Origin of the sequence: Nesterenkonia sandarakina, from assembly GCF_013410215.1 — a bacterium.
Classification (GTDB): Bacteria; Actinomycetota; Actinomycetes; order Actinomycetales; family Micrococcaceae; genus Nesterenkonia; species Nesterenkonia sandarakina.
Map to the genome: position 1 here is coordinate 1,405,058 of NZ_JACCFQ010000001.1, position 17,447 is coordinate 1,422,504.

Consider the following 17,447-nt stretch of genomic DNA (forward strand, 5'->3'; position numbering starts at 1 on the left):
TCAGTGCGAGGCGTTGACCATCCACGGGACCCCGAACTTGTCGGTGAGCATCCCGAAGGTGTCGCCCCAGGGTGACTTCGCCAGGGGCTCGGTGACCTGCGCTCCCTCGGCGAGCTTCTCCCACCACTGCACCAGGGTCGCATGCTCGGCGTCATCGGCTTCGCTGTTGCTCAGCGTCACGGTGCCCAGGACGCTGGTCATGCCTTCGGGGGCGTCGGCGGCCATCAGGTGGATCCCACGCTCGAGGAACAGCGACCCATGCATGATCTGGTCCTTGGTCTCATCCTCGGCGCCCATGCCCTCGGCAAAGGTCATCATCTGCATGTCCCCGCCGAAGACCGAGTGATAGAACTCCAGGGCGTGGCGGGCGGTTCCGGGGAACTGCAGGTAGGGGGTCAGGCCGATGGTCATGACGAGCCTTTCGTGGTGGGTCTCAGGTTGACCCCGCCATTCTGACCTGACCGCGCGTCCAGCGGAAGAGCTGCAGGCCCCGCGAACCGGACGCCGTGCGGGTGCGGGTGCGGCTCAGCTCTGCAGTGACCGGATGACCCGCGCCGGGTTTCCCACCGCGACGGAGTCCGCGGGGATGTCGCGGGTGACCACGGAGCCGGCACCGATCACGGCGTTGCGGCCGATGGTGACCCCGGGGCAGACGATCACGCCGCCGCCGAGCCAGACGTTCTCCTCGAGCGTGATCGGCTCAGCGGACTCCCACTTCTGCCGCCGCGGGCCCGGCTCCAACGGGTGGATCGGGGTCAGCAGCTGCACATTGGGGCCCAGCAGGCAGTCGGCGCCGATCCGGATCGGAGCGACGTCCAGAGCCACCAGGCCGGTGTTGATGAAGACCCGGTCACCGATGGAGATATGCGCGCCATAGTCCACTGAGAGCGGGGGACGGATCGCCACGTCCTCGCCGAGCTCACCGATCAGCTGGGGCAGCAGGGCGGCGGCGTCGTCGTCCTGACCCTGGGATGCAGCCTGGCTGTAGCGGTGCGCCAGCTGATGCGCCGCCAATGCCCGCTGCAGGATCTCCTCATCGGCCCGGTACCAGTGCCCGTCGCGCAGCCGCTGGTACTGGGTCCGGTGGTCATCGGCGAAGGGCCCGTGATCCATGCGCTCGATCAGCCGAACTCTCGGGCGAGGTGAGCGGCCAGGCCGGTGTAGCTGCCGGGGGTCAGCTGCGCGAGTCGAGCCTCGGCCTCCTTGCTCAGTCCCAGTCCGGTGACGAACTCCTTGAGCTTCTCCGCGTCCACCCGGCGACCACGGGTGAGCTCCTTGAGCCGCTCATAGGGGTCCTCCATGCCGGCGACCCCGGCGATCGCCTCGGCGCGCATCACGGTCTGGATGGCTTCGCCGAGGACCTCCCAGTTCGCGTCGAGATCCGCCGCGATCACCTCCGCGGCGACGTCGAGCTGCTTGAGTCCCTTGCTGATGTTGCTCAGCGCCAGCACCGAGTGCCCGATCGCGGTGCCGATGTTGCGCTGTCCGGAGGAGTCGGTGAGGTCGCGCTGCCAGCGGGACTCCACCAGGGTGGCGCCCAGCGCGTCGAGCAGCGCGTTGGAGATCTCCAGGTTGGCCTCGGCGTTCTCGAAGCGGATCGGGTTGACCTTATGCGGCATGGTGGAGGAGCCGGTGGCCCCGGCCACCGGGATCTGCCGGAAGAACCCGATCGAGATGTAGCTCCAGACGTCCACGCAGAGCCCGTGCAGGATCCGGTTGAACCGGGCCATGTCCGCGTAGAGCTCGGCCTGGTAGTCGTGAGACTCGATCTGGGTGGTCAGCGGGTTGAAGGTCAGGCCCAGCTTCTCCACGAAGCGCTGCGCCAGTGACGGCCAGTCCGCCTCGGGCGCGGCGGCCAGGTGCGCCGCGTAGGTGCCGGTGGCGCCGTTGATCTTGCCCAGGAACTCCTGGGACTCGATCCGGCGCAGCTGCCGGCGCAGCCGGTGCACGAAGACCGCGACCTCCTTGCCCAGCGTGGTCGGGGTGGCAGGCTGTCCGTGGGTGCGCGAGAGCATCGGCACCTCGGCGGCGTCCTGGGCCAGCGTGGCCAGTCCGTCCAGGGCGGTGCGGGCGGCAGGCAGCCAGACCTCGGCCACGGCGTCGCGGATCCCCAGCGCGTAGGAGAGGTTGTTGATGTCCTCGCTGGTGCACCCGAAGTGCACCAGCGGGGTGAGCTCGCTCAGCCCCAGCCCCTCCAGGCGGCGCGCGATGAAGTACTCCACGGCCTTCACATCGTGGTGGGTCTGCGCCTCGATGGCGCCGAGCTCCCGAAGCTGCTCGGTGCCGAACTCAGAGACGATGCCGCGCAGCCCGCTGACCTGCTCCTCTGTGAGGGTGGGGAGCCCGGAGAGCACCTGCTCGGCGCAGAGGTGGATGAACCATTCCACCTCCACGTGGAGCCGGTGCCGGTTCAGCGCCGCCTCGGAGAGGTGATCCACCAGCGGCGCCACGGCGCTGCGGTAGCGCCCGTCCAGCGCGCCCAGCGCGATCTGCGGCTGCGCATCGGCGAGCCGGACGCGGTTCGAAGAGTCGGTGGTCGCGGCGGAAGCATCAGTGGAGTTGGCCATGGCGTCGATTCTTTCATGAGTTTTCCCCAGTCCCGGCGACGACGACGCCGACGTCACGGGTCTTCCACCAGCGCCGCGGCCCCGGGAAGCCCAACGGCTGCCGTGCCTAGATTGATCACTCTCAGCGGGAACAGCGGGCCTCGCGAATCCCCCAGGCACAAGGAGTGATCAGGCGTGATCTTCTCTCGGGCGGCACAGCAGTTCGACGAGGCGGCAGAGCACTATGAGCAGGCGGCCCGGCGACTGGGTGAGATCGTCGAGCACGGCGATGACTGTTTGCGGGCGGTCTTCGCCGGGTGTGAGCATCTGCAATGGCGCTCGCCCGCGGCGCAGGCGTTCACCGCGCTGACCTTCTACCACGTCGAGCAGTGCCGGCGGCGGCAGTCCCGGGCAGCCGAGATGTCCGTCGCTGCGCGGGTGATCGCCGCAGACCTGCGCGAGCAGGCTCACCTCGCTCGGCTGCTGGCTCTCGCGGTGGACGCCGCAGAGCAGACCCTGCCCGCCCTGGCAGTCGAGGGTCCCCGGGCGCACCTGATCCACGGCGCCAGGGGCGCATCGCGCAGCGCCAAGGGGTTCCTGGATTTCGTGGAGTCCTGTGGCGGGCTACCGCTGGCTCATCTGGCCGCAGCGGACCGGTGAGCTGCGATGTTCGTGATCACCGAGGACCATTTCGGCGGGCCCACCCCGCGTGAGTTCACCGTGCAGGCCCACGGGGGACCCACCGAGGTGAACCTGGTGCTGGAGAGTCTGCTGGTCGCCGCCCAGGGGCTGAGTGTGGCCAGCAGCATCGCGGAGGAGCAGCGCGACGCGCTGGGAGCTCTGAGCGCCGAGCTCTTCGGCTCCGGGTCCGCGCTCGCGCTGCACTGGCGGATCCCGCTGCTGGGTGCGCAGCTGGGGATCAGCCTCGCAGAGACGGCGGCGGGGGTCTTCGCCATGGAACAGACGGCCCAGGCGGTGCGCACCGCCCAGGAGCGCTACCGGGAGACCGAGGCGCAGCTGGCGGCCGCACTGGGCACCGCGCGCCACCTCGCGCAGTTCCCCGAGATCCAGCCGCACCTGCTGGACCCGCAGGGAGACAAGGCGCTCGCCGACGCCTGGGGTCGCACCGCACTGGTCAGCCTGAGTCAGGGCTCGCAGCTGCTGCTGAGCCTGCTCGCCAGGAAACACCCGATGCTCCGGGCCTCCGGGGAGGGGCTCGGGCTGGTCACCCAGTCACTGCTGGAGAAGGCCCGCCGGGTCTCCCGTGAGAGCACCCAGACGCTGAGTCCGCAGACCCAAGCCCTGCCCGGTGAACCGGTGGAACGGCTCAGCGAGCACCTGCAGGCCCAGACCGAGGTCGCCGCGCTCGGAGACTTCAGCATCTCCTCACGGGAGCAGCCGGGTGGACGTCCGCGTCACGTCATCCACATCCCCGGGCTCGAGCTGCCCGAGGAGCTTGCGGAGCTGGATCTCGACGGCCTGGCCGCCGGCGAGCTGGACCTCAGCGCAGGGCGCGGCCTCAACAGCCTCCTGGACGCGGGGACCAACGACTCCGCGCACCTCCAAGGCGTGATCGACAAGGCGCTGGAGGACTCCGGAGCGCTGCCAGGCGACGAACTGGTCATCACCGGATACTCCCTGGGCGGGCTGCACGCGTTGAACATCGCCTCCGGCGGTGCCCTGGCGAAGAAGTATCGGATCTCTCAGGTCGCCACGGTGGCCGCGCCGAACCGGGCGGGAGCCACGCTCCCCGGCATCCGGACCACCAGCTTCCAGGACGCCAATGACCCGGTGCCTGGCCTGCTCGGCGGGCCCGGTGAACTCTCCGCCGATCGGATCCGGGTCACCTACGAGCACCAGGACCCCACGGCGCAGCCCGGCGGGATCTTCGGTGCCAGCCACAGCTTCACCCACAACATCGATGCCATCACCCGGCTGCAGGACGAGGCCCCCGCACATCTGGACGAGGGTCAGCGGGCCCAGCTCGAAGAGCTCGACGAGGCGCTTCGCGGGGACCCTCAGGCCCGGGTCTATTCCACCGAATGGGACTCCGAGGGGGTGGCGCAGCTCGAGGCGGCCGTGACCGAACTGGCGGGCCGGCTGCAGGAGTTCCCCGAGCGCGGCGCCTCAGGTGTTGAGCGGACGCAGGATGAACTGGTTGAGCAGCGCTGAGACCAGGGCCACCACGATGGACCCGAGGACCGCGCTCCAGAAGAAGTCCGCCACCACGAAGTGCACCGGGGTCCAGGAGGTCAGCCATGCGGTGAGCATCAGCATGCCGGCGTTGATGACCACGGCGAAGAGTCCCAGGGTGAGGCAGGTGATCGGCAGCGAGAGCAGCGAGATGATCGGCTTGATCACCACATTGACCAGACCGAAGACGGCCCCGACGAAGAGGAAGGCCAGGATGGTCGCACCGGTGCCCTGTTCGGCGCCGTCGACGTAGATGCCGGGAACGAGGAAGGCCGCGGCGGCGAGGGCCAGGGCATTCAAAATAATTGCCAGTAGGATTCTCACGATGACTATGTTCTCACGCGCCGGGTCGATCACCCCACGGGAAAGCGTCAGCCTTCTGCCCGCCTATGCCGCAGGCAAGCCGCCACGGGCAGCCGAGGGTCTCACGCCGTATAAGCTCTCCTCCAATGAGAACCCGCTGGGGCCGGTCCCCGCGGTCACTCAGGCGATGGCAGCCGTGGACACCTTGCACCGCTACCCGCACCCCAACGCCGAGAATCTCCGCGCCGGGCTGGCTGAGGTCCTCGAGGTCCCGGTGGAGGACATCGTCGCGGGCACCGGAAGCCTCGGGGCGCTGACCCAGATCATCAACGCCTTCGCCGGTTCCAACAGCGACGGCAGCCAGGACGAGGTCATCTACGCCTGGCGCTCCTTCGAGGCCTACCCGATCGTGGTGCGCACGGCCGGTGCCAAGGACGTCGCCGTCCCGGTGGCCGAAGACGGCCGTCACGACCTCGAGGCGATGCTCGCCGCGATCACCGCACAGACCAAGGTGCTGCTGCTGTGCACCCCGAACAATCCCACCGGGCCGGCGCTGCGGCACAGCGAGGTCGAGGCCTTCCTGGCGAAGGTGCCGGGCGACGTCGTCGTGGTCATCGATGAGGCCTACCAGGAGTTCGTCCGCACCGAGGACCCGCTGGACGCGCTCGCCCTGTACCGCAGGCACCCCAATGTGGCGGTGCTGCGGACCTTCTCCAAGGCCCACGGGCTGGCCGCGCTGCGCGTGGGCTATTCCATCGCCGGTCCCGAGATCACCCGACACCTGCGCGTGGTGGCGGCACCCTTCGGCGTCTCCACCCTGGCCGAGGTCGCGGCGCTGGCCTCCCTGGAGCACCTGGATCAGGTCATGGAGCGGGTGGACTCGCTGGTCGCCGAGCGGGACCGGGTCGCCGCCGCTCTGGCCGAGGCCGGCTGGACGATCCCCGAGGCGCAGGGCAACTTCGTCTGGCTCCCGCTCAGGGAGCGCACCGCGGAGTTCACCGAGGCTGCCGGGCTGCAGGCGCTGGCGGTCCGCGGCTTCCCCGGGGAGGGGGTCCGGGTCACCATCGGCGAGGTCGAAGCCAATGATCGATTCATCGAGTTGTGCCGGACCTACAGGTTCGAAGCCTGAGTCGAGCTGACACAATGAGCGATGGCCGTCCTGACCTGCAGGGTGGCCATCAGCGGTGCCGTCGGAGAGGATCACACTGTGCAGCCAGAAGAGGTGCAGCCCGTCCAGCTGCTCACCCCTGAGGGAAAGCTTGCCGAGAACGAGGTCTACAGCCCGTTCATCGCAGAGCTGGGTGCGGAGCAGCTCCGTGAGCTCTACCGCTATATGGCCATGGAGCGTCGGCTCGACGCCGAGGCCACCTCGCTGCAGCGTCAGGGCCAGCTCGCGCTCTGGGCCCCGGCGCTGGGTCAGGAGGCCGCCCAGGTGGGAACCATCGCGGCGATCAAACCCTCGGACATGGTGTTCCCCACCTACCGTGAGCACGCCATGGCGCTCTACCGCGGGATCTCGCCGGAGGAGCTGCTGACCATGTTCCGGGCCACCCGGCACACCGGCTGGGACCCGCGCAAGCACAACTTCCACATCTACACCCTGGTGCTCGCCGCGCAGACCCTCCACGCGGCAGGCTGGGCGATGGGGATCAACCAGGACCTGCGGCTGGGCAGCCTGTCGCGGGACCGCGCCGAGGACGAGATCGTCGTGGCCTGCATCGGCGACGGTGCCACCAGCCAGGGCGACGCCCACGAATCCATGGTCTTCGCCGCCTCCTACGAGCTGCCCCTGCTCTACTTCATCCAGAACAACCACTGGGCAATCTCGGTGCCCACCCGGACCCAGTCCCGCAGCCCGCTGGTGAACCGCGCCACGGGCTACGGCTTCGAGGGCGTCCGGGTCGACGGCAACGACGTGCTGGCGAGCTACGCGGTCGCGGCCAAGCTCTCCGCAGAGATCCGTGCCGGCGCGGGACCCAAGCTCATCGAGTCGGTCACCTACCGGATGGGCGCCCACACCACGGCGGATGACCCCACCAAATACCGCAGCTCCGAAGAGGAGCAGCTCTGGAAGGGCCGGGACCCGATCGCGCGCTACCAGACCTGGCTGCGCGCCGCAGGCCACGCCGATGAGGGCTTCTTCGCCGAGGTCGACGCCGAGTACAAGGACCTCGCCGCCGATATGCGGCGCTCCGTGCTGGCCATGGAGTCCATCGATCTGGAACGAGTCTTCGACACCGTGTACTCAGAGCCGCACCGCCAGGTCGAGACCGAGAAGGCCTGGCTGAAGGACTACGAAGCAGGATTCGCCGAGGAGCAGACGGAGGCGGGCACCGCAGGATGAGCGCGATCAAAGAGATGGTCATGGCCAAGGCGATCACCGCGGCCCTGCGCGATGAGCTCGCTGCGGATGAGAAGACGCTGCTCATCGGCGAGGACATCGGGGCGCTCGGCGGCGTCTTCCGGGTCACCGAGGGGCTGCAGGCCGAGTTCGGCACGCACCGGGTGATCGACTCGCCGCTGGCCGAGTCCGGCATCGTCGGCACCAGCATCGGCATGGCGATGCGCGGCTACCGCCCAGTGGCCGAGATCCAGTTCGACGGCTTCGTCTTCCCCGCGTTCAACCAGATCACCACCCAGCTGGCCAAGATGCACAACCGCACCGACGGCCGGGTCAAGGTCCCGGTGACGATCAGACTGCCCTATGGAGGGCATATCGGCTCGATCGAACACCACTCCGAATCTCCTGAGGCGCTCTTCGCGCACACCGCGGGGCTGCGCATCGTGGCGCCGTCGAACCCGCAGGACGCCTACTGGATGACCCGCCAGGCCATCGTCAGCGACGACCCGGTGATCATCCTCGAGCCCAAGCGCCGCTACTGGCTCAAGGGCAAGGTCGACCTGGAGAACCCGGCACCGGACGCGTTCCGCGCCCAGGTCATCCGCGAGGGCACCGATGCCACGATCGCCACCTACGGTCCGCTGGTGCCGGTGGCGCTGGCCGCGGCCGAGGCCGCCCGGGCGGAGGACCGCAGCATCGAGGTGGTGGACATCCGCTCGATCAGCCCGCTCGACGACGAGACCATCGCCCGCTCGGCCGCGAAGACCCAGCGGCTGATCGTCGCCCATGAGGCACCGACCTTCGGCGGGATCGGCGGAGAGATCGCCGCACGCGTGGCCGAACGCGCCCATCACCGACTGCTGTCCCCGGTGCTGCGCGTGGGCGGATTCCACATGCCCTACCCGCCCTCGTCCCAGGAGCACCGCTACCTTCCAGACATCGATCGGATGCTGGAAGCCGTGGACCGCAGCTTCAGCTACCAGAGGAGTGCCTGAGCATGGCTGAGACCTTCAACCTTCCCGACGTCGGCGAGGGCCTGACCGAGGCCGAGGTCGTCACCTGGCGCACCACGGTGGGCGCGACCGTGGAGGTCAACGACATCGTGGTCGAGATCGAGACTGCGAAGTCCCTGGTCGAGCTGCCGGTGCCCTACGCCGGCGTCGTCACCGAGCTGCTCGCCGCCGAGGGCGAAACCGTCGAGGTCGGCGCCCCGCTGATCCGGATCGCCGCCGAGGGGGAGGAGACCCGGACTGACCCGGACTCGGGCTCCGCCGAACCTGATCTCGGCTCAGGTGCCGACTTGGGCGCGGACTCGGGTGTGCCAGAGAGCGGCGAGCAGCCCGCAGCGGAGGGGAAGCCGGGCCGCCAGCGCTCCGGCCGCGCGAAGAAGGCCGCCGCCCAGAAGCGCGAGAAATCAGAGCGCGGGAGCTCCGAGCGCGCAGACTCGACCGCTGAGTCGAGCTCCGCACAGAACGAGGCCCTGGTCGGGTCCGGCCCCAAGGCCGACTCCACCGCTCGCCGCGTCCGGACCCGCTCCACGGCGCCGGACCTGATCGACCTCGAGGGCCTGGAGATCGCCGCCCCCGCCCCTGCCGGCGGGGCGTACACCGACATCGCCGACATCGTCGCCCGGGCCAGTCCTCCGGTGCGCGCCCTGGCCAAGCGCCTCGGCGTCGCCGTCTGGGAGCTCGTCGGCTCCGGTCGCAATGGGCAGATCACCCGAGACGACGTGGAGCGCCAGGCGCAGCAGAAGCGCGAACAGCGCGCCTCAGGGCAGACCCCGGCGACCGGGGCTCCGGCGACCGGTCATCGCAAGGCCACTCCGGCCGAGGAGGGGCTGCTCTACGAGGGTCCGCGCGAGGAGAACATCCAGGTCCGGGGTGTGCGCAAGGCGACTGCGCGCAACGTGACCGCCTCGGCGACCACCGTGCCGCATGTCTCGGTGTTCAAAGAGGTCGATGTCACGCGCACCATGGAGCTGCGCCAGGTGTTGAAGAAGGACCCCTCCTATGAGGGGCTGAGCGTGTCCCCGATGCTCTTCGCCGCCAAGGCGATCATCTGGGCGGCGCGGCGCAACCCGCAGGTCAACGCCACCTGGCATGACACGCACTACACGTTGAGGAACTACGTCAACCTCGGGGTCGCCGCCGCGACCCCGCGCGGGCTTGTGGTCCCGGTGATCCATGAGGCCCATGCCTTCAACACCCGCGGCCTGGCCGCGGCTCTCACGGCGCTGACCATCGACGCACGCGAGGGCCGGACCACCCCGGGGGAGATGCAGGGCGGCACGGTCTCGATCACCAATATCGGCACCCTGGGGCTGGACAGCGGAACCCCGATCCTGCCGCCGGGCCAGGCCTCGATCGTGGCGCTGGGCGCGGTGCGGAAGAAGCCCTGGGTCGTGGAGGGACAGATCGTGCCGCGGGATGTGATGGTGATCGGCGGGTCCTTCGATCATCGGCTCATCGACGGGGACCTCGCGGGCCGGTTCATCTCCGACGTGGCCGCGGTGATGGAGCAGCCCGGCCTGCTGATCGATTAGCCCTGCGGCCGCCCTCCAGCCGCCTCGCCGGTGGCCGGGGGCGCTTTGGTCGGTCCAGTGTTCAACGCTCGATCTGACCGATCTGCAGCGGCTCGCGGTCCACGGGCAGTCCCAGCAGCTGGGCCAGCGGTTGACCATCGACGGTCACCTCGCTGGAGGTGGCGCCGGTGGCCATGCGCGCCGTGGTCTCGATCTGGGTCAGGATCTGCCAGGACTCACACTCTCCTGAGCTGAGCGGCTGACCGCTCAGTGCCACCAGCACTGTGCCCTCTTCGACCTCCACCGAGTCGACTTCCAGCTCCTCGGAGGCGGCGAGCGGGTTGGTGAAGGCCGGCGACCCGTGGGAGACGAGCTGGTCCTCGATCAGGAACTCCAGCGCCGCGACCGCCGGATCCTCGGTGACCATCGGCACCGAGCGGATGACCGAGACGGTGTCGCCGCAGCCGAACGCCTCGGTGCGGGCGATCTCGATCTCCTGGGTCTGCTGCGCCCCGTCGGTCTCCTGGACCGGGCTGCCCGGCGCCTGGTCGTCCTCCAAGGTGCCCCCTGGCTGCGAGGTGTCCTGTGTCTGAGCGTCCGGGCTGAGCATCGCCAGCGGGAGCCGCACTGAGTCGTCTCCCTCCACCTCGGGCTGCGGAATCGCGTTCTCAACAGGGTCCTGTTCCCCCGACTCCGGATCCGAGGAGCCGCAGCCCGCGAGCAGCAGTGCCAGCCCGAGGCAGCTCGCAGCGGCGCGCGTGCGAGCGCGGGGGCGGAGGGTGGCAGTCATGGCACCAGAATAAGAGCTGGGTCCCGGCACACCGAATCGGCTCCCTCGCTGAGGTGGGCTTTGGCCGCATCCCAGCGCTTGGGTGTCGCGGCGCCTGGGTGCCGCAGGGGAGTGGCTGGCGCGCGGCCCGGGGCCCTCGCGGGCGGGGGTGCAATGACGGGGGTCGACCCTCCGCCCGCGGCGTGGGTTCAGGAAACCGGATGCACTCGGGGCGGCAGTGGTGCACCCGGCCAGCAGTTCCTTCCCACAGGGCGAGCGCGGCCAGGAGATCGGGGGTCCTGAAACCGCGTCCGGGATCAAAGCCCAAGCCATATATTTCAAACTTGAACTTCAATCACCTTCGAGTCTGCGATGCCGCCGGTCCGATGTCAACATCTCACCAGCGCCAGGTGCCGCAGCGCCCAAGGCGTGCCCCGCGTGCCTCCGCCCGCCCCTGCTTCACCTGCGCGCCCTGCGTCCCGCAGCCTGTCCGCCGGACAACTCCTGGTGGGGCGCGTTCTCTCCGCAGCCGCCACCGGCTCCGGAGGGCATCTCCGGTAGGCTGGAGCCATGCCCATCCGGAACCGTCGCGCGGCCGCGCTTCCCGCCAAACTTTCCCGCTCCTGGCTGTTGATCAACGCCGCCAAGGAGCAGGACTTCGCACCCGGACTGGCCAGCGAGGCCGACTCTGTGATCTTCGACCTGGAGGCCTCGGTCCCCGACGACGGCAAGGTCGCCGCCCGTGAGGCGGTGCTGCGCGCACTCAACGGCGGCATGACCGCCTGGGTCCGGGTCAGCCCCACCACCTCCGAGCACTGGGAGGAGGACCTCGCCGTGCTCTCCCGCGCGGACGGGCTGCGCGGGGTGATGCTCGCTGAGACCGAGCACCCCGAGCAGGTCACCTACACCGCGATGCGACTGCGCGCCGGGACTCCGGTCATCGCGCTCATCGAATCCGCGCTCGGCGTGGAGAACGCCACCCAGATCGCCTCAGCCCCGGGCACCTTCCGGCTGGCCTTCGGCACCAACGACTTCCGCAAGGACGTGGGCGTCTCCGCCGACCCCATGGCGCTGGCCTACGCGCGGGCCCGACTGGTCATCGCCTCCCGCGTCGGAGGGCTCCCCGGGGCCATCGACGGGCCGACCGCCGCCGACGCGGATCCGGCGCAGACCGCCGAGGCCTGCGCCGTGACCGCCAGCATGGGCATGACCGGCAAGCTCTCGCTGAACCGGGCGCAGGTCGAGCACATCAACACCGGCCTGGCCCCATCAGAGGACGAGCTGAACTGGGCTCGCGAGCTCATCGAAGCCCACGAGGCCGGAGGCTCCATCGGCGACGGCTCGTATCTGCCGCGCCTCGCCCGGGCCCAGAAGATCGCCTCCCTGGCGGACTCCTACGGGCTCTGGAACGCCTGACCCCCGCCCGGGGCTGGCGCCGAGGACACTTTTGAGTCACGTGCCGGGCCCCGTGTAACCTCTGTCACATGGGCAGGGAGACGTATACCGGTGATGTGGCCTTCGAGCTGCGCGGACATCTTGGCATCATCACACTGAATCGACCGCATGCGGTGAATGCGCTGACCCAGTTGATGTGTGAGTGCCTCCTGGTCCAGCTCCAGGACTGGGCCGTGGACGATCGGGTGGATCAGGTGCTCATCCGCGGGGCCGGAGACCGAGGTCTCTGCGCCGGCGGCGACGTCTCCAGCCTCTACCAGGAGATGGTCCGGCTCCAGGAGCACGACGGCGGCGGGATCCTCCCCGACGGGACGCCCGGCTACGCCGCCGACTTCGTCAGCGAGGCCTTCCTGGCCACCGAGTACGCGCTGAACCTCACCATCGCCGAGTACCCCAAGCCCTACATCGCCCTGATGGACGGGCTGGTGCTCGGCGGCGGCATCGGGGTCTCCGCCCACGGATCCCACCGCGTGGTCACCGAACGCACCCGCGCCGGCATGCCCGAGACCACCATCGGCTTCGCCCCCGACGTCGGAGGCACCTGGCTCCTGGGCAGGGCTCCGGGGTTCCTGGGGCTGCACGCGGGACTCACCGGCGCCCACCTCCACGCCGCCGACACCCTCGCCCTGGGCCTGGCCGACGTCGAAGTGCGCAGCGAGGACCTGCCTGAACTGACCCAGGCGCTGAGCACGGAGTCGGTGGCCAAGGTGCTGCCCCGATTCACCCAGACACCGGACGCCTCCGCACTTGCGCAGTCGCAGACCTGGATCGATGAGGCCTACGCCGCGCCGAGCGTGGAGGAGCTGCTTGATCGCCTCGACGAGCTCGCGCCGACCGCACCGGACGCGGCGACCGCTGTGAAGTCCCTGCGCGGGAAGTCCCCGACCTCTTTGAAAGTCACGCACCGCGCGATCCTCGCCGCCCAGCAGCTCTCCCTGCCTGCAGCGCTCGAGCAGGAGTTCACCATCGCAGTGCACATGCTGCGCTCGGCGGACTTCCGAGAGGGCATCCGAGCCCAGGTCATCGATAAGGACCGGACCCCGCGCTGGAGTCCCGGAACGCTCGAGGCGGTGGACGCGGCGCTGGTGGAGACCTACTTCACTGCGGTGCCCGGGCGCGAGCTCGAAGACCGCCAGAGCTTCTGAGCTGGGGCAGGCCTGAGCGGCCCCAGCTGCTCAGGCCAGCACGTCCGCCATGGCGCGGTGCGGCGCGCCCAGGGCCTGGGCCACGGGGGCGTTGGTGAGCTCCCCGGCGTGGACGTTGAGCCCGTTGGCCAGATGCGGGTCCTCCCGCAGCGCCTGCTTCCATCCCTTGTCCGCCAGGGCGAAGATATAGCGCAGCGTGGAGTTCGTCAGGGCGGCCGTGGAGGTGTGCGGCACCGCCCCGGGCATGTTCGCCACGCAGTAGTAGATCTGCTCCCCGATATGGAAGGTGGGATCGGCGTGGGTGGTGGGGCGGGAGCCCTCGAAGCAGCCCCCCTGGTCGATCGCGATGTCCACCAGGACCGAGCCCGGACGCATGGCGGCGGCCATCTCCCGGGTCACCAGCTTCGGGGCGGTCGCTCCCGGGACCAGCACCGAACCGATCACCAGATCGGCGGCGGCGACCTCCTCGGTCAGGGTCAGCGTGTTCGAGGCCAGCGTGGTCAGACCGCGTCCGGAGAGTGCCGAGAGCTCGCGGAGCCGTTCGATGTTCAGGTCCAGCACCGTGACATCGGCACCCATGCCCAGTGCGGTCAGCGCCGCCTGCTCCCCGGCCTTGCCGCCGCCGATGACGACCACCTTCGCGGGGCGGGCGCCGGGGACGCCGCCGATCAGGATGCCCGGGCCCCCCTGGGAGTGCATCAGATGGTAGGCGCCCACCTGCGGCGCCAGGCGCCCGGCGACCTCACTCATCGGAGCCAGCAGCGGCAGGCCGTGGGAGCCGGTGACGGTCTCATAGGCGATCGCCGTGACGCCGCGCTCCTGCAGGGCGCGGGCACAGTCCGGTTCCGCTGCGAGGTGCAGATAGGTGAAGAGCACCTGACCAGAGCGCATCCGGGGGAACTCCTCCGCCTGCGGCTCCTTGACCTTCAGAATCATCTCGGCCTGCTCCCAGACCGCGTCGGCGCCGTCGAGGATCTCGGCACCCGCGGCCCGGTAGTCCTGATCCGTGAAGCCGGAACCGGTGCCGGCTCCGGCCTCCAGCAGCACCCGGTGTCCGCGGCCCGTGAGGTCCACCGCTCCGGCGGGGGTCAGCGCCACTCGATACTCGTTGTTCTTCACTTCGGCGGGGACTCCGATGATCATCTGTTCTCCTCAGTAGGTGCCAGGTGGGGCGGGTCAGCGGGTGAACCAGTGACGGACGGAGGGTGATGTCGGTCACTGCGGACAGTCTTTCACGAAATCGGATCCCGCTTCGAGGTGCTCAGGGGTCAGGCTGTTGTTGCGCCTGGGGCTTCGGCCTAGGATCGAAGGTCGAGAGTCTGTAGAGTTCCGGGACATCTGCCACGTCCTGAGGAGGCAGTTCAGGAAGAAATGGCGGGAGGTGTCATGGCGGGGGAGAACGGTGCCGGGCCTGCGCAAGGATCCCCGGAGACGACCCTGCGGCCCGCCGAGCCGCCCAGGCTCGCGGTCTCCTCCCCGGTGCTGATCCTGGGTGGTCCCTCGCCGGCTGCCTCGGAGCTCAGCCAGCGACTGCGTGGGATCGACGTGAAGGTGCTGCTGGCCTCCAGCGCAGAGGCCGCCCGGCAGGCGATCCAGGTGGAGACCCCGGAGCTGTTCGTGGTCGATGCCCGATCCAGTCGCCAGGTGAGCGATATGGAACAGGTTCTTCAGGACCTGCGCTCAAGCGCAGACCCGTCGGCGGTGCTGCACTGGTTTGACGCCGGGATCGAGCTGGAATCGGTGCTGAGGGCCGTGCACCCCCAGGATGACCACATGGCCGGAGCAATCACGGTGCAGGAGGCGCTGCGCCGACTGCACTTCATCACGGCTCGGCTCCCGCAGCGCAGTGAAGGGGAGCGGCTGCTGGTCGGGGACCTCGAGCTGGACACCGCCGCGCGCACCGTGCGCCGCGGCGGACGCGACATCGACCTCTCCGACACGGAGTTTCGGCTGCTGAGACTCCTGATGCTGCACGCCAGGACGGTGCTGCCCAAGGCGGAGATCCTGCAGCAGGTCTGGGAGTACGAGTTCGCCGGGCAGGCGAACATCGTGGAGCTCTACATCTCCTATGTGCGCAAGAAGATCGAGGCCGACATGCCCCGCATGATCCACACCGTCCGTGGAGCGGGCTACGTGCTGCGCGCCGCCGAATCCAGCACCGCTGGTTCCCTCTCGGCGCCCTCCGCGGCATCGGGGTGAACTCGCGCACCGCAGACCAAGTTATTACTCAGCGGTAGCTTATGGCACACTGGGCCCATGCATGTGATCTTCCGCACCCTGCTGGTGCTGCTGCGCGCCCGACGTCGACCTCCCATCTCTGTCTGGGAGTCTTCGGTGCTCACCCTGCGAGCACTGCCCACCGACATCGACATCGCCCGGCACATCAACAACGGCCAGTACTTCTCGCTCTTCGACCTCGGCCGATTCGATCTGATGGCGCGCTCTGGCCTGTGGGCGCAGATGAAGAAGCGCGGATGGTCCCCGGTGGTCCAGTCCGAGCAGATCACCTTCCGACGCTCGGTCACCTTCATGAAGCGGTTCGAGATCCATACCCGGATGATCGGCTTCGATGAGAAGTGCTTCTACTTCGAACAGCGCGCAGTGGTCGACGGCGAGATCTACGTCCGCGCGCATATCGCGGGACGGCTGCTCTCCCGCAACGGGCCGGTCTCCAACGCCGAGATCCTCGACGCGATCCAGGACCTCGGGCATGAGGTGCCCGAAGACCTCAGGATCGGGGAGGAGCTTGCGAACTGGCGCCGTGACTCCGCGCTTCCGGCGGCGCGGAAGCCGGCCCCCAACACCTGGTGAGCCTGATCGGCGGGCGGAGCCTGATCAGCGGGTGGAGCCTGATCGGCGAGACGCCAACATCATGGCCGCAGCACCGGCGAGGATCGCCAGCAGCGCCAGCGTGAGGGCGATGGCGGTCTGGGCGGTGCTCAAACCGGTCGCCGCAAGCGCCGAGTCCTCCGCCGGCTGAGCCGACGCCGGGTCCTCGTGGGAGTCCCCACGCTCACGCGTCGGTGAGGCCGAGTCTGGGGAGCTGGGGGATCCCTGACCTGGCAGCGCGTAGCCGGGCATGCCGGGAATGGGAGGGCCGCTGAGCCTCGAGTCGGAGGTCGCCCCCGCGGAGCTGCTCGGGGAGCTGCTCGCAGTGCTGGGAGCGGTGGCCGACCCGGGGCGCTCTGTGCTCGGGCTGCCCGGCGCTGGATCCAGCTGGCTCGGTGGGGCGGGCTGCTCGGCGTCGTCGGCGTCGCCGGGCGTGGATGCCAGACCGATGTTGCAGCGGTCCGAGACCGGGTCGCCGTTGGGATCGACTCCCCGAACCGCGAAATCATCCTGGGAGGCACCGGGAGGCAGCGGCGAGGGTGCCTGGTAATAGACCACGCCACCCTCGATCCAGATCTCTGCTCCGGTCAGGCTCGAGCCCACGGTGAGGTCGCTCAGGCTGCTGCTCATCTGAAGCCGCAGCGTCTGGGTCTGACCGGGGTAGGCGAATGCCGAGCCGCACTGCAGATAGTGCTCGCCCTGCGCGGGGGCCGAGGTCCCCTCACCGGGATCGGAAGGGAGGCCTGGCGGGGGCTCCTCCTCGGAGGGTTCGGGCTCGGGAGTCTCCGGACCCGGGGCGCTGGGATCTGCGGGATCCGGCTCGGTGCTCCCGGGGTCCGTGGGCTCCGGCTGGGTGGGCTCTGGCTGTGTCGGGCCCGGCTCGGTGGGTTCTGGCTCTGTGGGATCCGGTTCCGTGGGTTCCGGCTGCGTCGGGCCCGGCGCGGGAGTCTCCGTGGGGTCCCCCGGCACGGTCGGATCCAGCGGCGCCTCGGTCGGATCCTCGCTGAGACCCTCGACAGGGTCCGACGGTTCAGGGCTGGACTCTTCAGAGGGTGCATCCGGCGTTGCACTGGATGGCGCAGGACTCGCGCCCTGGGCGTCCTGGGTCGAGCTGGGACCGACGGCGTCGTCCTGGGCCTGCATCGTGGCAGGGGGTTCAGAGACTGGCGCGGGGGATGCGACGGCGGCCGCGGGGGACGCACCCAGGAGCAGGGTCACGCTGAGCAGGGCGGCACCGCTGAGGGGGGCCACACCCCGTGCTCCAGGCTTCATCCGGTCCCGCCCCCTCGTCATCTGGCCGCGCTCATGTTCAGCCGGCTGTCCATGTCTTCAGTCCAGCGGCCAG

Annotated in this window: 17 protein-coding genes; 10 read left to right on the forward strand and 7 right to left on the reverse strand. The window is 69.5% G+C overall.

What is annotated here, in order from left to right:
- The 3 genes from HNR11_RS06510 to purB form a co-directional block, all read right to left on the reverse strand.
- Positions 1-411 (reverse strand): VOC family protein, encoded by a 411-nt coding sequence (locus HNR11_RS06510; RefSeq protein ID WP_179441623.1) that lies wholly within the window; start codon positions 409-411, stop codon positions 1-3.
- A 114-nt stretch (positions 412-525) separates the two neighbouring features.
- Positions 526-1,113, reverse strand: coding sequence for a sugar O-acetyltransferase (locus HNR11_RS06515; protein ID WP_179441624.1), 588 nt, complete (start codon positions 1,111-1,113; stop codon positions 526-528).
- An 8-nt stretch (positions 1,114-1,121) separates the two neighbouring features.
- On the reverse strand, positions 1,122-2,567 hold the full coding sequence (gene purB, locus HNR11_RS06520; RefSeq protein WP_179441625.1) for an adenylosuccinate lyase: 1,446 nt from the start codon (positions 2,565-2,567) through the stop codon (positions 1,122-1,124).
- A 174-nt stretch (positions 2,568-2,741) separates the two neighbouring features.
- Here purB and HNR11_RS06525 point away from each other — a divergent pair, with 174 nt between their 5' ends.
- Positions 2,742-3,206 (forward strand): hypothetical protein, encoded by a 465-nt coding sequence (locus HNR11_RS06525; RefSeq protein WP_179441626.1) that lies wholly within the window; start codon positions 2,742-2,744, stop codon positions 3,204-3,206.
- 6 nt (positions 3,207-3,212) lie between these two features.
- Positions 3,213-4,718, forward strand: a complete 1,506-nt coding sequence (locus tag HNR11_RS06530; protein ID WP_179441627.1) for an alpha/beta hydrolase family protein — start codon at positions 3,213-3,215, stop codon at positions 4,716-4,718.
- Here the strand turns inward: HNR11_RS06530 and HNR11_RS06535 are convergent.
- On the reverse strand, positions 4,674-5,063 hold the full coding sequence (locus HNR11_RS06535) for a phage holin family protein (RefSeq protein WP_179441628.1): 390 nt from the start codon (positions 5,061-5,063) through the stop codon (positions 4,674-4,676). The genes HNR11_RS06530 and HNR11_RS06535 overlap by 45 nt on opposite strands.
- Position 5,064: 1 nt before the next feature.
- Between HNR11_RS06535 and HNR11_RS06540 the strand changes: the two genes are divergently transcribed.
- From HNR11_RS06540 to HNR11_RS06555, 4 genes are all read left to right on the forward strand, one after another.
- Complete coding sequence (locus HNR11_RS06540; RefSeq protein ID WP_083504734.1) at positions 5,065-6,171, forward strand: histidinol-phosphate transaminase; 1,107 nt, start codon at positions 5,065-5,067, stop codon at positions 6,169-6,171.
- Positions 6,172-6,249: 78 nt separating this feature from the next.
- Entirely contained in the window at positions 6,250-7,386 is a 1,137-nt protein-coding gene (locus HNR11_RS06545; RefSeq protein WP_343050604.1) for a thiamine pyrophosphate-dependent dehydrogenase E1 component subunit alpha, read from the forward strand.
- Positions 7,383-8,378, forward strand: a complete 996-nt coding sequence (locus HNR11_RS06550) for an alpha-ketoacid dehydrogenase subunit beta (RefSeq protein WP_058888255.1) — start codon at positions 7,383-7,385, stop codon at positions 8,376-8,378. Before HNR11_RS06545 ends, HNR11_RS06550 begins: the two co-directional genes overlap by 4 nt.
- 2 nt (positions 8,379-8,380) lie before the next feature.
- The gene (locus HNR11_RS06555; protein ID WP_179441630.1) at positions 8,381-9,925 is read left to right on the forward strand and encodes a dihydrolipoamide acetyltransferase family protein; all 1,545 of its coding nucleotides are present in this window, start codon (positions 8,381-8,383) and stop codon (positions 9,923-9,925) included.
- A gap of 61 nt (positions 9,926-9,986) precedes the next feature.
- On the opposite strand, the gene HNR11_RS06560 is transcribed toward HNR11_RS06555, so the two are convergent.
- Complete coding sequence (locus tag HNR11_RS06560) at positions 9,987-10,694, reverse strand: GerMN domain-containing protein (RefSeq protein WP_179441631.1); 708 nt, start codon at positions 10,692-10,694, stop codon at positions 9,987-9,989.
- A 549-nt stretch (positions 10,695-11,243) separates the two neighbouring features.
- Between HNR11_RS06560 and HNR11_RS06565 the strand changes: the two genes are divergently transcribed.
- Both HNR11_RS06565 and HNR11_RS06570 read left to right on the forward strand, forming a co-directional pair.
- Positions 11,244-12,089 carry an HpcH/HpaI aldolase/citrate lyase family protein gene (locus tag HNR11_RS06565; protein ID WP_058888258.1) on the forward strand — a complete coding sequence of 282 codons (846 nt, stop codon included), beginning with the start codon at positions 11,244-11,246 and terminating at the stop codon, positions 12,087-12,089.
- A 68-nt stretch (positions 12,090-12,157) separates the two neighbouring features.
- Positions 12,158-13,273, forward strand: a complete 1,116-nt coding sequence (locus HNR11_RS06570; RefSeq protein ID WP_179441632.1) for an enoyl-CoA hydratase/isomerase family protein — start codon at positions 12,158-12,160, stop codon at positions 13,271-13,273.
- Between the two features lie 30 nt (positions 13,274-13,303).
- Here the strand turns inward: HNR11_RS06570 and ald are convergent, their stop codons facing one another.
- The gene (gene ald, locus HNR11_RS06575) at positions 13,304-14,416 is read right to left on the reverse strand and encodes an alanine dehydrogenase (protein ID WP_179441633.1); all 1,113 of its coding nucleotides are present in this window, start codon (positions 14,414-14,416) and stop codon (positions 13,304-13,306) included.
- Positions 14,417-14,659: 243 nt separating this feature from the next.
- On the opposite strand from ald, the gene HNR11_RS06580 reads away from it, so the two are divergent.
- Together HNR11_RS06580 and HNR11_RS06585 are read left to right on the forward strand one after the other, a co-directional pair.
- A complete protein-coding gene (locus HNR11_RS06580) occupies positions 14,660-15,472 on the forward strand; it encodes a winged helix-turn-helix transcriptional regulator (protein WP_246310340.1) in 813 nt (270 codons plus the stop codon).
- Between the two features lie 57 nt (positions 15,473-15,529).
- Positions 15,530-16,084, forward strand: coding sequence for an acyl-CoA thioesterase (locus HNR11_RS06585; protein WP_179441634.1), 555 nt, complete (start codon positions 15,530-15,532; stop codon positions 16,082-16,084).
- A 24-nt stretch (positions 16,085-16,108) separates the two neighbouring features.
- On the opposite strand, the gene HNR11_RS06590 is transcribed toward HNR11_RS06585, so the two are convergent.
- Positions 16,109-17,353, reverse strand: a complete 1,245-nt coding sequence (locus HNR11_RS06590; RefSeq protein WP_179441635.1) for a hypothetical protein — start codon at positions 17,351-17,353, stop codon at positions 16,109-16,111.
- Positions 17,354-17,447: the final 94 nt, after the last annotated feature.